Raw genomic sequence first — 15,211 nt, forward strand, 5'->3', positions numbered from 1 at the left:
ACACAATTATTACTAAAAACTCACTAAACGTTGATTTATTCTACTAGAAGCTAGTAACGATGCTACTATACCTATTACAGTAATGGTAAGAAAGACTATAATAAAGCTCATAACTGTAATTTTAGTAGGATACGGAAGGGAAGGGGTAATCATCAATAATCCAAACTGCTGTTGACACACAATGATGATAAAACCTAAAAGCAACCCTAACAATGTTCCTAGAATGGTCATTAAAGAACCTTGAAAAAGAAATACCTGTCGGATTTTAGGTAAAGTAGCACCCAAATTATACAATGTTTGTATGTTCATCTTCTTATCGATGATCATCATAATAATGGCTCCTGCTACGTTAAACAAGGCTATAATTGCTATTAAGGTGATTACTAAATACGAAGCTAAATTCTCTGTATTAAGCATTCTGTATAAAGTGTCATTCAATTGAATACGGTTTTTTACAATAATCTTATCTTCAAAAAGAGCAATCATTTGTTCTCTAACGGTATCTTCATCAGTTCCAGGAGATAGTTTCAATTCGATATTCGTCACTTGATCTTTCGGCAAGTTTAAAAGTTCTCTCGCTTCGTTAATAGTAGCAAAAACATACTTCTTATCGAGATCTTCATTTACCGTATATATTCCAGTATTTACAACAGCTTTTTTTCGAAATGCCTTCGAAGGGTCCTTTGGGATTCCCTTACCTGGTTTCGGAACATAGATATTTAGAAAGTTTGTATAAATCTGCTCCACTCCCATTCCAAGTTCTTTACTAATCCCATAACCTGCTACTACTTGCGCATCATTACCAGTTAGCCACTCTCCTGCAAATACAATACTATCTGTGGCAATTACTTCTTTATAATTGGTATCCACACCTTTTATAAAACCTGTTTTTTGTTTGTCTTTAAATTCTAAAAAAACACGCTCTTCTATAACTTCCGAAAAACTTAGAACACCTTCCAGATCAGATAATTTCTTTTTGTGATCTTCTGTAAATGTAAATGTCTTTCCATTAGAAGGAAACAACTTTAAATCCGGATCAAAATAAGAAGAAAATTGCAAGCTAAAATCCTTAAGTCCAGCAAAACCACACAATACCAGAAACAACGACATAGCTCCTATAACTACACCCGCTGCTGCAATTCCAGTAATAATATTAATTGCATTACTGCTTCCAGGAGAAAACAAATAACGTTTTGCTATGTAAAAAGGAAACTTCAAATTTTTAGTACAAAATCTTAATCAACTATTTTTTTAATAAAGATAATAGATTATGTGGTTATGACCGATTTTATTTACATTAACTTAAATAATTACTTTTTCTTGCGTTTTGGCAATAGATCAGGATTCTCTAAAGGATTGTCTTCTCCCTTAATTGCTTTCTCGATATTATCTATATATTCTAATGAATCATCAATGAAATAGGACAACTCGGGCATGCGACGTAATTGATTTTTTGTGCGTTGTGCCACCTGATGTTTAATTTGAGATTTTACCGCATTAACTTCTTGTAATACTTTTTCTCCTTCATTATGAGGGAATACACTCATATATACTTTAGCAATGGATAGATCTGTGGTAACACTTACCTTGGTAACAGAAACCAAAATCCCTTGTACTCCAGCTTCACGTAAAGCAAGCTGTATTACATCTGCTACATCACGTTGCAATACGCCTCCTATTTTTTTCTGTCTGTTTGTCTCCATAGGTACAAAAATAGCTATTTATGTGATGTATTGATTTTCTTTTGATAGAAAATCCTTTGCATACAGCTATTTTGTACTTTTATCCTCGTTATCTAATAATTACTAAAATTTAAACTTGTGAATCATATCAACAAAATTGAACATATAGGCATTGCTGTAAAAGATATCGAAAAGGCCAATACATTGTACGAACAATTACTTGGTGTTGCTCCATATAAAGAAGAAACGGTAGAAAGTGAAGCGGTGATTACTTCTTTTTTTAAGGTTGGCGAAAATAAGATCGAGCTTTTGGCGAGCACCAGTGAAGATGGTCCTATTGGAAAGTTTATTGCTAAAAAAGGCGAAGGTATACATCATATCGCTTTTGATGTAGACGATATTGAAAAAGAATTAGAAAGACTCGAAAAAGAAGGATTTCAATTGATCAATAAAACCCCTAAAAAAGGAGCTGATAACAAGCTAGTTGCCTTTGTACATCCTAAAACAACAAATGGTGTTTTGGTAGAGCTTTGTCAAGAGATCAATTAAATTATAAAAAATGTTTGGCGTGTTTATATCAATTACTTAAATTTGCCCTCCGTTTTAGGTCCCATAGCTCAGCTGGTTAGAGCACCTGACTCATAATCAGGGGGTCCTTGGTTCGAGCCCAAGTGGGACCACGTAGTGGAAAAGCCTTTGCAAATTGCAAGGGCTTTTTTTATTGAATACTATAAAGTTAAACCAAGCCTATTTTAAAAACTTAGCCAAATTTTGTTTGTAAACACTCCCAACAGGAATATGTTTGTCGCTAATTTTTATACGATTTCCTTCGATAAAATCAATTTTTCTAATCGCAATGATATAGGAACGATGAACCCTTACAAACAAGTTTTGAGGTAGTTTATTTTCAAAATTCGTCAGTCGGTCTAAAGTAATAATGGTCTTATCTTCTACATAAATTTTTACATAACTACCAACACTTTCTAAGTATAAAATAGTATCAAGAGCTACTTGATGTGTTTTTTTATCTCCTTTAATAAAAATATGCTCTTCATGATCATTGACAGAACTGGAATTGACTTTAGGTGAAGTATTAACTGTCATCTCAAGCTCACTTTTGCTTTTAGAAGTCTCTAGTAATTTTTTTTGTTGAGCCGCTTTATTAACAGCTTTTAAAAAACGTTCAAAACTAAAAGGCTTTAGTAAATAATCCTGAATAGCGAGCTCATATCCCTCCATTGCGTATTCCTGATATGCCGAAGTAATAATAATCAAAGGAGGATTGGTTAATGTTCTTAAAAAGTCCAAACCTTTTAATTTTGGCATATTTATATCTAAAAATATCAAATCAACCTGATTTTCATTTAGATAATTAATCGCCTCAAAGGCAGAATAACACTCCTTTTCGATCTCTATAAATGAAAGATTATCACAGTAATTATTAATGACGCTATGCGCAAGTGGTTCATCATCTACTATTAAACATTTCATCATACATATAATTTTAAGTGAACACTAAATAGCGTTTCGTTTCTAACAATTTTAAGTTCGTGCGTATCAGGATATAGCAATGCTAATCTTCTTTTTACATTTTCGAGACCGATTCCTTTTTCATGTTTTTCTGCAGTAGTACCAAAATTATTTTCAATATAAAAATGAAGTGCATTCGCTTCATGTTTTAAACTGATATTAATAAACGCCTCTTTATCTAATAAATCAAAACCGTGCTTAAAAGCATTCTCAATAAACACGATTAAAATCATAGGCGCAATTTTAATATTGGTATCTTGAATGTCATTTTTTAAAGTAATCACACCTCTTTTATGATGTCTCACTTTTTGTAATGCAATAAAGTTTTCCATATAAGTCACTTCACCTTCTAACGAAACTTCTTGTTCCTTGCAATCATAAATGGTATACCGCATCATTTCTGACAGCTTCAGGATGACAGAAGGTGTTTGATCCGATTTTTCTAAAGACAATGCATATAAATTGTTGAGTGTATTAAAGAAGAAATGAGGATTGATTTGATTTTTTAAAGATGACAGTTCTAAATGTAATTGATCATTCTCTATTTGTTTGATTGTCGATAATTGAATAAACCATCGATATGCGATATGAAGTAATGTGGTAATAATTAACAATAAGATGGTTCCTATAATACCAACGCCATAATTTGGTTTTTCATCCGGTTCATTAAACCAATTTCGATCCATCCAAGGTTCTCCAAACCCTAATACAAAACCCCAAATAGCCACTAAAGCAATAACTATAATTCCATACATAAGGTATTTCTTTTTGACTAGAAAATTCGGAATCAACCAATAGATATTGAAATACACTGGTGGTGCTAACAAAAGAAAAATACTTGATGCAGTTTGTAGAAAAAACTCAGGCAATGCATCCACCGAAAGGTTTTCTTTTGAAGAAAAAACCATGAGCATGGATAGTAGAATAGCCATACTTAATAATAGTATTAGATGTATCACAAAACGCTTTTTATGTATCGTAATCATATGACAAAAATAGAATTCACTACCTGAACAACCTATTCTAATCAATGAAAAGCTAAAATTCATCCATGAACTTATGGTTTTTGTAAATGAACTTAGTTGATTGATGATTCACACCTTTTTACGATCTAAAAGGAGGAGTTCGATAAATTAAATAGTTAGAAATCAGCAATTAGAATTTATTTGTTTCCTAATCAAAAACGGAACAAAATGAATCTAATACTCAACAATTTAAATAAAACCTATGCTAACGGAGTCAAAGCGTTAGACAATCTTTCATTAGAAATATCTAGCGGTATGTTCGGCTTATTGGGTCCTAATGGTGCGGGAAAATCATCCTTAATGAGAACCTTATCCACATTACAAGAAGTGGATAGTGGCTCGGCATTTTTAGGAGAAATAGACATCATAAAAAACCCTATCGCTCTGAGAAAAGTACTGGGATATCTACCACAAGAATTTGGTGTTTATCCCAAAATTACAGCTAGGCAATTGTTAGATCATATAGCCATACTAAAAGGAGTATCTGCAAAAAAAGAACGCAAAGAACTTGTAAACTACTTATTACAGAAAGTAAACCTATATGATAAACGCAATAAAGAGGTAAAAGGATTCTCTGGAGGAATGAAGCAAAGAATCGGTATTGCACAAGCACTAATTGGCAATCCAAAACTAATCATTGTCGATGAGCCTACTGCAGGTTTAGATCCAGGCGAAAGAAATAGATTTCATAATCTTTTAGCCAAAGTTGCTAATGATGTTGTTGTTATCCTCTCTACCCACATTGTTGAAGATGTTAGAGAACTATGTCAAAATATGGCGATCATGAATCATGGCCAAATAATTTGTCATGGCAAACCTCAACAAGTTATTGATGAACTACATAATAAAGTTTGGGAAAAACTCATTCACCATCACGAACTGGAAAGCTATCATAACACCCATACTGTAATTTCTAATAAAATGGTTGGAGGGAAACCTTTAATCCATGTTCTCAGCGATGAAAAACCATCAGAAGGTTTTCAGCAAGTATCTCCAACACTAGAGGATGTGTTCTTTTCGAAAATTAACAATAATTAAAATCCCACCACTATGACTATGTTTAAAGCATTCTTTTTACAAGAAATCATCACTGGTTTTAGAAGACCTATGCTGTATATATTCTTATTTATTTTTACCGCGATATCCGCAATAGGTGCCGTTAATTTGGATATTACATTTGGAGGCGCCACCGGCACTGTTTTCAAAAATGCTCCGTATGTAATTAGCATGTATACCGCTAATCTGAGTATCATCGCACTGCTCATTGCAACAGCATATTTTAATAATGCTGCGCTAAAAGATTATCAAAACAATTTTGCAGGAATCCTATTTAGCACATCCATACATAAAGCAAGTTATTATTTCGGTAGATTTTTGGGTAGTTTATGTTTAGCAACAATTCCTTTATTAGGTGTTTTTTTAGGATTTGCTATAGGTACACAAATAGGTCTGGAATATGGAATGGAAGCCACTAAAAAGATCGGCGCTTTAGCTCCTTATGTATTTATCAATAACTTCCTATTGTTCGTTTTGCCAAATATTTTTGTTTTTGGAGCGATCATTTTTGCGATTGCCAACAAATGGAAAAGCACCATCATTTCATTTATTGCTACGATTATCATCATAGTGTTGTATTTACTTTCTGGCACTTTTATGAATGATATTAGCACAGAAGGTTTTGCTGTATTGACTGATGTAACAGGATTAAGAGCATATACTATAGATACCAAATACTTTACTCCAATAGAGAAAAACACAGAAGTAGTCTCTTTTTCTAGCTGGTTGTTTATCAATCGAATGCTTTGGATATCTATAGCAATAGCCACTATAATGATTTCTTATTTTTCTTTTTCGTTTGTTCAAAAACAACAAAAAATCAAACGATCAAAAAAGAAGGTTAACCCTACCAAATCTTCGCAAACATCTTATTTGCCTACCATCAATAGACGTTTTGATATTCATACATTCTGGTTGCAATACAGTAGTTTTTTTAAGAGTAATCTCTATACGATTTTAAAAAGCAACACCTTCAAAATACTACTCTTTTTTGGAGCGCTTATTTTACTAAACAAATTAGTAAATGGATTCGAATATTTTGGATTACAGTCCTATCATGTAACGAGTAAAATAATAGCTTTTAATCGACCTATTAGTATGATCATGGGAATGATTATAACAGTATTTTTTAGTGGTGAATTGGTATGGAGAGAAAGAAAAAGCAACATCAGTCAGGTAATTGACAGCACTCCTCATTCTTCATTAACCGTTCTTTTGGCTAAAATTAGTTCATTAATCGTGACCAGTATATTGTTTGATATCCTATTAATTATCATAGCCATTTTATATCAACTATTTAATGGATACACCAACTTAGAGATCACTGTATACCTACTAGATTTTTTATATACTGGATTACCCACTTATGTTATTTGGTCATGTATCCTCATCAGCCTGCAAATCTTTATCAACAACAAATATCTGGCATATTTTATTTCTATACTGCTCATTTTCCTGATTGAGTTTTTGGTGATCGATATTTTCGGAATCAAATCTTATATGCTAAATCTTGGGTTTTCGCCTAGCTATACGTATTCTGATATGAATGGATTTAGTCGTGTTGTAGTTGCAAAAAACTGGCTCAATCTATACTGGATGCTTTTTGGTTTCTTGTTAGTCACCATTGCTAGTTTATTTTGGATCAGAGGTACTATTAAAGGAATCAAAAACAGGTATAATGTTGCCAAAAAATACATTACCAAAAGATATGCGATTACCTTCTTAACATGTTCACTATTATTTGGAATCATTGCCAGTTTTGTATACTACAACACACAGGTGATCAATACATACCATACCATTACAGACATCAAAAAAATGCAAGCATCGTATGAGAAAAAGTATAAAAAGTATGAACATATTGCACAACCCAAAACCATTGCCATCAAATATGGAGTGGATATCTATCCAAATAAAAGAAATGTAAGTACTACATCCGTTTTAACAATTCAAAACAAAAGCAATACTCCAATCGACTCGCTACATTACTCCTTGTTCTATTTTATAGGAGAAAGGAATGCAGAGGATGTACAGAAATCTAAATGGATCAAAAAACTACATATTCCGAATTCAAAATTAGTGCTGAATGATGAAGAATTAGGATATCAAATTTTCCAGCTCGAAACTCCCTTAGCACCCAACTGTAGTATGGATATCATTTTAGATACAGCATATATCAGTCGTGGTTTCGAAAATGAAATCTCCAATATCAGAGTCGTCGAAAACGGAACTTTTTTTGATTCTATGCATTTATTACCATCAACAGGATATGAATCGTATAATGAGCTAACGAACGAAACAGATCGGAAAGAAGCAGGATTACCACCCAGAAAACCAACAACCACTTTAGCCGAAAAGGATTCTGAATATCTACAAGAAAATTACATTAGCCGAAAAGCATCGGATTGGATTACTATAGAAACCATCATCTCTACGGCAGATGATCAAATCGCAATTTCGCCAGGTTCATTAGTGAAACAATGGAATGAAAATGGAAGAGCTTATTTTCATTATAAAAATGATCATCCATCCTTAAGCTTTACCAATTTTATGTCGGCAAGATATGAGGTTGCCAAGAAAAAATGGAATGATATTGATGTAGAAGTATATTATGATAAATCACATCCTTACAATGTTGCTATGATGCAAGAAGCGGTAGAAAAATCATTAGATTATTATAGTAAGAACTTCGGACCTTATTTTCATAAACAAGCAAGAATCATAGAAATACCAAAGTATTACAATTTTGCACAAGCTTTTCCAGGCACTATGCCTTATACCGAAGGAGGAGGATTTATTACCAATCTCTCTAATAAAAATGACAATAATATTATTTACGCTATTGTTGCTCATGAAATGGCGCATCAATATTGGGCACACCAGCTTATTGGTGCTAATGTTGAAGGAGCAACGATGTTATCCGAAAGTTTTGCAGAATATTCTGCACTCATGGTGATGAAAAATGAGCTAAAAGATGATATGAAAATGAAGCAGTTTTTGGACTATGATTTTGAACGTTATTTAAAAGGAAGAAGTAACGAAACTCAAAAAGAAGTACCCTTACTAAAAGTAAAAGATCAAGGGTATATTCATTATGGCAAAGGAAGTTTAGTGCTGTATGCATTACAAGATTACATTGGCCAAGAAAACTTAAATGAAGCGCTCAGAACATTTCTCAATGCCTATAAATACAAAGAAGGACCGTATCCAACAACTTTGGATTTTATATCCTACTTACAACCTAAAATTCCAACGCATCTGCAGTATCTACTAACAGATTGGTTTCATGAAATTACCTTATATGAATATAGTTTAGCGAAGGCTTCCTATAAAACCTTACCCAAAGGAAATTATGAAGTAGCCGTAGCGATCAATGCTTCCAAAATTAAGGTGGATAGTCTTGGTAACGAAACTAAAGTGCCTCCACATAATTGGGTAGACATCGGTCTTTTTGCTGAAGATAATGAAGAGTTGTTAGTTTCTAAACGCGTTTTGATTGATCAGGAAGAAATGAGTTTTACGTTTGAAATAGACCAGATTCCTGCAAACGCGGTGATCGACCCAAAGCGATTATTAATCGAACTAAATATTGAGGATAATACATATCCAATAGCAAAAAGTAAGTAATTGTCTGTAAAGATTTGTTTCCTCCTAGTCGCAATCTATTTTTAAACAAAAGAGACTATTTTAAAAAGCGATACATCATTGTCAAACTGAGCCTGTCGAAGTTTTTGAACTACAGAGCTTCCAATATGTCTTCGACAAGCTCAGACTGACCAATACAAGTTTGTATTATTTTTAGACCTCTTTTTGTATTCTCTACGAATTACAAATAGTGTAATTATCTATTAATAGGAAAAGAAACTCCTATAGCAAAAGCTCCATTAAATTGTTCTAAAGAAGGATAGAAGTAATAGGATAGTCCCACATCAAAATTATTATTACGTCCTAATGCCAATCCCAATGAAAAAGGTATATGAAGGGTTACACCACTCTCTTTTTCATTGATTAGTGGAGTGACTGTTTCAAAAGATCCTATAGAAGCTCCTAATCCTAATTCTACATAGGGAGCAACCCACGGAATAGGAATCGCGACTTTAGTTTTTCCTCCAACAAAAAATGCTTTAGTAGAAGCTCTTGCTCCTACAAGATTTCCCGAAAGACCATCTTCATCCGTAGAAGTATTGATATAACCAGCATACGGTCTAAGACTAAACCATCTTTTTGGTGCCCATACATATTCTGCTTGTATATAAATACCATTCCCAAATACATCCACATCTTCGTTTGGAGTGGTAATTCCCAAACCTATCGATGCATTTATATATGTTCCTGTTTGTTGCTGGGAAAATACAGTTTGTATAAATATCAACATTATTATTACTGAATATCCGGTGAGTTTTTGCATGGTTTTGCGATTTGTGTTTTATAATAAATGAATTGGTATAGGTAAGTATCATAAATAGGGAAAATGTTACCCTACATAGCTATAATCTTACAACAAATATTGATTAATTTCTTTACTGGAAATAATAGAATTTCCATTACTTTTAGTTGATTAATCATCCCTCAATTTAAAAAACGGGTTCAACCCTTCTAGTCAAACCCGTTTTATATTTTAATATTTAGGATTATGTTTATCCTAGATTATTTGTCAATTCTTTCTTTGACTTCTTTTATATTTCCTTGTTTTTTGACATCACGATTTTTCACGTATTTATCAAACCAGTTCATTTGTTCCCATAATACATGTTCGATCGATTCTTTTGCTCTGTAGCCATGGTCTTCAAATGGTAATAATACCAATCTGGCAGTTCCACCAGAACCTCTTACCGCTTCATAAAATACTTCTGACTGGAAAGTTAGTGTACCTGGATTCGAATCATCATCTCCATGGATAATCAAAATTGGTTCATTTACTTTATCCGCAAAAAAGGTCGGAGAGCAATCGATATAGGATTTGGTAGCTTCAAAAAGAGAACGTCGTTCTCCTTGAAATCCAAAAGGTTGATTGGTTTTGTTATACGAACCACTACGGGCAATTCCTGCACAAAACAAATCTGTATGCGCTAATAAATTAGCCACCATCAAACCTCCATGGCTATGACCAATTACACCAATTCTATCAGGATCAGCGATTCCCATATCTACCGCTTTTTTAACTGCTGCCTCTGCATCTGCTACTAATTGCGGAACAAAAGTATCATATACTGTTTCAGGATCTCCAATCATTGGCATCGCTGTATTATCTAAAACGGCATATCCTCTCATCAAAAAGTATTTATGTGATGCTCCCCAAATTCTCATAAAACGATTCGAAGAACCTCTCACTTGTCCAGCAGTCTTCGCACCCGAATATTCTAAAGGATACGCATATACCACCGTTGGTACTCTAGTGCCTTCTTTATAACCCGGAGGTAATAGTAACTGGAAACTTAATTCTACACCATCATCTCTTTTGTACTTTACAATCTTATTTTCAATCTGTCGTAACTCAGGACTTGGATCTTCAAATTTTGTAATAGGTGTTGATGTAATAGCTTTGGTACTTTCTCCTTTTTCGGCTTCTATAGCTTCTCCAAATTTTCCAAGATGAAAATTAGGTACAGTATTAGAGGATTCGGAACTCATGATAAAGCTATTATCATCTTCTCCAAAACCAACAAAGTATTCATATTTGTCTTTTGGACTTCTAAAAATTCTTTCTACTTCACCGGTTTGAATATTTCTTTTATCCAAAAATGGGCGATCTCCTTCTTTGGTTCCTCCATTCCCCCTAAAATACATAAAATCATCTTCTACTTTGATCACATATCTACCATTTTCTAATTGTGTAAAAAGAGGATATCCTGGATTATTATACCGATCATTTTCGTTTAGATCAAACCATTGTTTAGCAGTTCCTTTGTTTACATCAAGCAACCATACATAACGCCATCTTTTCATACGCTCTCGCTGAGATAATACCAACATTCCATCAGGACCCCACCAAGTGGATTGTATACGGTGTTCTGCTTTAAATACTTCTACCGGTTCACCGGTAAAAGGGGCTTCCCATTTCATCAGTTTATCTCTAAAATCAACTTTTGCTACTGGATTACCTCCATCTAAAGCCTCTTTCCAAAATAAAGTATGTGGCGCTGTTGCTTGCCAGTTTACATTACGAGGTCCTGTATTGACTCCATGTGTTGGCACTTCATTGGCAATAGGATGATTTACAATTGTTTTCACCAATTTCCCTTTAAGATCCCATACTTCAATATCATTAGCAAAACGCCACCAAGCCACTTCATGTGACCATGGTTTTTTTAACCTTTCTACCAATAGGTATTTTCCATCTGGAGAAGCATTAGCCCATAAATAAGAAGCTGCGGGTCCGACAACCTCCATTTTCTTGGTTTTGGTATCATAGATCACCAATTCACTCTGCGTATAATAACTAAACAGTTCGTCATCATAAGCAGTTTCTAATAAGTTTCTTGATTCATAGGTAGATCTTGCTTTTGCACCCGCGTCTTCTAAGATTTTTGGTCCTTTCGGTATGGTAGATTTTTGTGGAGCAGCTCCACGATTAGGAATTTTTCTCAACAATAATTTTTGCTGATCTGGTAACCATTTCGCGGCCTGATCCATCAATGGATTGAGGGTAACTCCTGGTACTTTTTCTACGGTACCATTGATATCCCCCATCCACAATTCGATGCGATCTTCAAATCCTACTGCAATGGCAAAACGTTTTCCATCTGCATTCCAAGAGGTACTCATTACCTCAGCTCCTGCAGGAATTTTTAGTAAAACGATCGAACCATCTTTGATCGTAAGTATTCTAGGATTCGTACCTCCATGTCTACCGTGATAGTAATTGTTTTTTGGATTTACACGAATTCCTGCCAATTTTAACATGGGTCCTGCAAGCTCAGACAAGGTTGGGTATATAATAGGGTCTGATAACAGAATATGTGTTCTTGCCGGAGAGATCGATGTTCTGGGCAGTTGTGGTGCGTGTAAAATTTTAAGAATGTCTTTATCTGGAGATTTCCAGGAATTGTCATTGGCCTCAGTATTTTGTTCCTGAGCCGTAGTGAGCTGACTTGCCAATAAGCAAATACAAGCCATTGATAACAGTGTGCGCGTGATTTGATTCATGAATTTATAATTAAAGAATATTGTCCTTTTATTAGTGTTCTGAAGGTAAGAAATGTTACCCGCATATTCTAATTATTTTAGACAAGCAGAAAGAATCCCACGAACTTGTATATGTTTTCTTACAAAAAGATACAGTATTGCTTATTTTTTGAAAACCAATAGTTTAGAATGCTCTTGATAGAAATCAATGAAAAACAATTCCAATTTTTATAATAGGATATTTTCTTTTATGATGTAGTTTCCATCTCAGAGATAAACGAATACACCTCAAATTATTCTTAAACAAAGTTATAAAAGTGCTTTTTTAGTCAGTTTTGTTTATCTTTAATAAGTGTTTTACTAGGAGAATGACCTAATTAGTTAAACAAAATACAATTTAACCAATATGGCAAGTCGATATTATATTCCCGGGAATATAATCCGTGCCTTCTAAAAATTAGCACAAACTAGGGGGTTGTCAGTTTTTGACAACCCTTTTCTTGTAAAACACTTTAGACTCTATATACAAGACAAACTTGCTTTTAAGCGTTATTTTATTGAGCAATTACAGCTAAAAACCAGTCCTTTAAGTAATTATTGTTAATAAAACCTGATAAAATAATTTTTTCAATTCGAATGTCTATTCTAAATTTACATCCAAAGATCACTACATTATGGTATGTTTTTTGGGGAAAGGACAATCATAATGATTTAGGGAATACAAATGAAAACTTGTGATTATGCAGTATAAAGTAATTGATACTAAAAGCCAGCATTTTGGAAAAGTATTAGATTTCGAATCTTGCGCAAATTCCAATGACTTGGGAGGAGTAATTTTAAAAATAGATGAAAATTCGTTCTCTTTATTTCGTTTTAGTGAAGTAGAAAAGATTGATACTATTTTAGCAAGCTAGCGAGGTTTTGTTGAAATCTATGATAGCTCTGTAATTCTTTTTACATATTTACCGATAACATCAAATTCTAAATTTACAACAGTACCCACTTTAAAGGTATTGAAATTAGTATGTTCATATGTAAAAGGTATAATCGCTACGCTAAACGCATTTTTTTGAGAGTTTACAACCGTTAAACTCACACCGTTTACGGTAACAGAACCTTTTTCTATGGTAATATTACTAAGAGCAGGATCGTATTCAAAAGTAAAATACCAGCTTCCATCTGCTTCCTTAATTTCTGTACAGGTAGCAATTTGATCTACATGACCTTGAACAATATGCCCATCTAAACGAGCTCCAAGTTTCATACCACGCTCTAAATTCACAACACTTCCTGCAGTTAAGTCTTTCAAATTGGTTTTATCCAAAGTTTCCTTGATAGCAGTTACCGTATATAAATCATCCTCTATAGATACCACGGTAAGACATACTCCATTATGAGCAACACTCTGATCAATTTTTAACTCAGAAGTAAAACTCGAGCGAATGGTAATATCTAAATTTTCTTGATCCGTTGAAAGATTTGCAACAATTCCTAATTCTTCGATGATTCCGGTAAACATAAATGCGAATTATTTAATTAAATTTGTGTCCTCAAATTTGAAGTCATTTATACACTTCAAAAATACTTATAAAGTAGTTTACATAATGAAGAAAGAACAAAAAATAAGATTAGGAATTTCTATAGGTGATCTAAATGGTATCGGAAGCGAGGTTATTCTAAAAACTTTCGAGGATAATCGAATGTTAGACTTCTGTACTCCTGTAATTTTTGCTTCAGTTAAAATTCTTTCTTTTCTTAAAAAGCAATACAAAATCAATACAAACCTACATGGTATTGACAAAACTTCTCAAATTTTAGACGGAAAAATCAATGTGCTTAACGTATGGAAAGAAGGAGTTGATATAAATTTCGGTAAAGAAGATGAAAAAGTTGGTGCTTACGCCATAAAATCATTGAGAGCATCAACACAAGCTCTAAAAAATGACGAGATCGATGTACTTGTAACTGCACCTATTAATAAACATAGTATCCAATCCGAAGATTTTAATTTTCCCGGACATACCGATTATTTAAACCAAGAGCTTCAAGGAAATAGTCTTATGTTTATGATTACTGATACCTTAAAAGTTGGGTTACTTACAGACCATGTAGCAGTTAAAGACATTGCAAATACAATTACCCCAGAACTTATCGAACAAAAAGTAGACACTATTTACAATGCTTTGCGACAAGATTTTGGAATTAGTAAACCTAAAATTGCGGTGTTAGGTATCAACCCACACAGTGGAGATAACGGTGTCATCGGAAAAGAAGATGATGAAGTACTAAAACCAACGATTAAAAGAATTAACGAATCCGGTAAACTTGTTTATGGACCTTATGCTGCTGATAGCTTTTTTGGATCTAATAGTTACAAATCATTTGATGCTATTGTAGCATCCTATCATGACCAAGGACTGATTCCTTTTAAAACGTTATCTTTTGGAAAAGGCGTGAATTATACTGCCGGATTAGACAAAATACGCACTTCGCCGGATCATGGAACTGCTTTTGAAATAGCAGGAAAAAACAAGGCAGATAATGGATCTTTTAAAGAAGCTGTATTTGCTGCTTTAAAAATTTATAAAAATAGAGAAGAATATAAAGAGCTCACTAAAAACCCATTAAAAAAACAACCGAGAAAACCTCAGTTTAAAGGGAATTAAGAATTCATAGTTTGGTAAGGTATTGGAGATAAATAAATTGAAAAAATCGATACTTATTTGTTCAAATACTAAAACCTAACGAAGTAAATTCTAACTTTCTGATATAATTTTATTTACAAAAATGCAA

At 33.4% G+C, this 15,211-nt stretch carries 12 protein-coding genes and 1 tRNA gene; 6 read left to right on the top strand and 7 right to left on the bottom strand.

The window, feature by feature from the left end:
• Positions 1 to 12 precede the first annotated feature (12 nt).
• Together ABD077_RS02555 and rbfA are read right to left on the bottom strand one after the other, a co-directional pair.
• Positions 13 to 1,218, bottom strand: coding sequence for an ABC transporter permease (locus ABD077_RS02555; protein ID WP_343910195.1), 1,206 nt, complete (start codon positions 1,216 to 1,218; stop codon positions 13 to 15).
• Positions 1,219 to 1,310: 92 nt separating this feature from the next.
• The gene (rbfA, locus tag ABD077_RS02560; RefSeq protein WP_299604782.1) at positions 1,311 to 1,703 is read right to left on the bottom strand and encodes a 30S ribosome-binding factor RbfA; all 393 of its coding nucleotides are present in this window, start codon (positions 1,701 to 1,703) and stop codon (positions 1,311 to 1,313) included.
• A gap of 126 nt (positions 1,704 to 1,829) precedes the next feature.
• On the opposite strand from rbfA, the gene mce reads away from it, so the two are divergent.
• Positions 1,830 to 2,231: a methylmalonyl-CoA epimerase gene (gene mce / locus ABD077_RS02565; RefSeq protein WP_219008245.1), complete on the top strand. Its 402-nt coding sequence runs from the start codon at positions 1,830 to 1,832 to the stop codon at positions 2,229 to 2,231.
• A 57-nt stretch (positions 2,232 to 2,288) separates the two neighbouring features.
• A tRNA-Ile gene (locus tag ABD077_RS02570) sits at positions 2,289 to 2,362 on the top strand.
• A 67-nt stretch (positions 2,363 to 2,429) separates the two neighbouring features.
• On the opposite strand, the gene ABD077_RS02575 is transcribed toward ABD077_RS02570, so the two are convergent.
• Both ABD077_RS02575 and ABD077_RS02580 read right to left on the bottom strand, forming a co-directional pair.
• Positions 2,430 to 3,176: a LytR/AlgR family response regulator transcription factor gene (locus tag ABD077_RS02575; RefSeq protein ID WP_343910198.1), complete on the bottom strand. Its 747-nt coding sequence runs from the start codon at positions 3,174 to 3,176 to the stop codon at positions 2,430 to 2,432.
• Positions 3,173 to 4,171: a sensor histidine kinase gene (locus tag ABD077_RS02580; RefSeq protein WP_343910200.1), complete on the bottom strand. Its 999-nt coding sequence runs from the start codon at positions 4,169 to 4,171 to the stop codon at positions 3,173 to 3,175. Before ABD077_RS02580 ends, ABD077_RS02575 begins: the two co-directional genes overlap by 4 nt.
• 234 nt (positions 4,172 to 4,405) lie before the next feature.
• Here ABD077_RS02580 and ABD077_RS02585 point away from each other — a divergent pair, with 234 nt between their 5' ends.
• Both ABD077_RS02585 and ABD077_RS02590 read left to right on the top strand, forming a co-directional pair.
• A complete protein-coding gene (locus tag ABD077_RS02585) occupies positions 4,406 to 5,275 on the top strand; it encodes an ABC transporter ATP-binding protein (RefSeq protein WP_343910202.1) in 870 nt (289 codons plus the stop codon).
• A gap of 12 nt (positions 5,276 to 5,287) precedes the next feature.
• Positions 5,288 to 8,920 (top strand): ABC transporter permease/M1 family aminopeptidase, encoded by a 3,633-nt coding sequence (locus ABD077_RS02590; RefSeq protein ID WP_343910204.1) that lies wholly within the window; start codon positions 5,288 to 5,290, stop codon positions 8,918 to 8,920.
• Between the two features lie 214 nt (positions 8,921 to 9,134).
• Here ABD077_RS02590 and ABD077_RS02595 read toward each other — a convergent pair whose 3' ends face one another.
• On the bottom strand, positions 9,135 to 9,701 hold the full coding sequence (locus ABD077_RS02595) for an outer membrane beta-barrel protein (protein WP_343910206.1): 567 nt from the start codon (positions 9,699 to 9,701) through the stop codon (positions 9,135 to 9,137).
• Positions 9,702 to 9,940: 239 nt separating this feature from the next.
• Positions 9,941 to 12,439, bottom strand: coding sequence for an alpha/beta hydrolase family protein (locus tag ABD077_RS02600; RefSeq protein WP_343910208.1), 2,499 nt, complete (start codon positions 12,437 to 12,439; stop codon positions 9,941 to 9,943).
• 719 nt (positions 12,440 to 13,158) lie between these two features.
• Between ABD077_RS02600 and ABD077_RS02605 the strand changes: the two genes are divergently transcribed.
• The gene (locus ABD077_RS02605; protein ID WP_343910210.1) at positions 13,159 to 13,332 is read left to right on the top strand and encodes a hypothetical protein; all 174 of its coding nucleotides are present in this window, start codon (positions 13,159 to 13,161) and stop codon (positions 13,330 to 13,332) included.
• 17 nt (positions 13,333 to 13,349) lie between these two features.
• On the opposite strand, the gene ABD077_RS02610 is transcribed toward ABD077_RS02605, so the two are convergent.
• On the bottom strand, positions 13,350 to 13,937 hold the full coding sequence (locus ABD077_RS02610) for a riboflavin synthase (RefSeq protein ID WP_343910212.1): 588 nt from the start codon (positions 13,935 to 13,937) through the stop codon (positions 13,350 to 13,352).
• Positions 13,938 to 14,022: 85 nt separating this feature from the next.
• Between ABD077_RS02610 and pdxA the strand changes: the two genes are divergently transcribed.
• Positions 14,023 to 15,084, top strand: coding sequence for a 4-hydroxythreonine-4-phosphate dehydrogenase PdxA (gene pdxA, locus ABD077_RS02615; protein ID WP_343910214.1), 1,062 nt, complete (start codon positions 14,023 to 14,025; stop codon positions 15,082 to 15,084).
• The last annotated feature ends 127 nt before the right edge of the window (positions 15,085 to 15,211 follow it).

Source organism: Aquimarina litoralis, from assembly GCF_039523995.1.
Taxonomy (GTDB): domain Bacteria; phylum Bacteroidota; class Bacteroidia; order Flavobacteriales; family Flavobacteriaceae; genus Aquimarina; species Aquimarina litoralis.

What these genes read in the sequence shown, in the direction of transcription:
- rbfA (WP_299604782.1), bottom strand. Translation starts at nt 1,703, where the DNA reads ATGGAGACAAACAGACAGAAAAAAATAGGAGGCGTATTGCAACGTGAT.
- ABD077_RS02575 (WP_343910198.1), bottom strand. Translation starts at nt 3,176, where the DNA reads ATGATGAAATGTTTAATAGTAGATGATGAACCACTTGCGCATAGCGTC.
- ABD077_RS02585 (WP_343910202.1), top strand. Translation starts at nt 4,406, where the DNA reads ATGAATCTAATACTCAACAATTTAAATAAAACCTATGCTAACGGAGTC.
- ABD077_RS02590 (WP_343910204.1), top strand. Translation starts at nt 5,288, where the DNA reads ATGACTATGTTTAAAGCATTCTTTTTACAAGAAATCATCACTGGTTTT.
- ABD077_RS02595 (WP_343910206.1), bottom strand. Translation starts at nt 9,701, where the DNA reads ATGCAAAAACTCACCGGATATTCAGTAATAATAATGTTGATATTTATA.
- ABD077_RS02600 (WP_343910208.1), bottom strand. Translation starts at nt 12,439, where the DNA reads ATGAATCAAATCACGCGCACACTGTTATCAATGGCTTGTATTTGCTTA.
- ABD077_RS02605 (WP_343910210.1), top strand. Translation starts at nt 13,159, where the DNA reads ATGCAGTATAAAGTAATTGATACTAAAAGCCAGCATTTTGGAAAAGTA.
- ABD077_RS02610 (WP_343910212.1), bottom strand. Translation starts at nt 13,937, where the DNA reads ATGTTTACCGGAATCATCGAAGAATTAGGAATTGTTGCAAATCTTTCA.
- pdxA (WP_343910214.1), top strand. Translation starts at nt 14,023, where the DNA reads ATGAAGAAAGAACAAAAAATAAGATTAGGAATTTCTATAGGTGATCTA.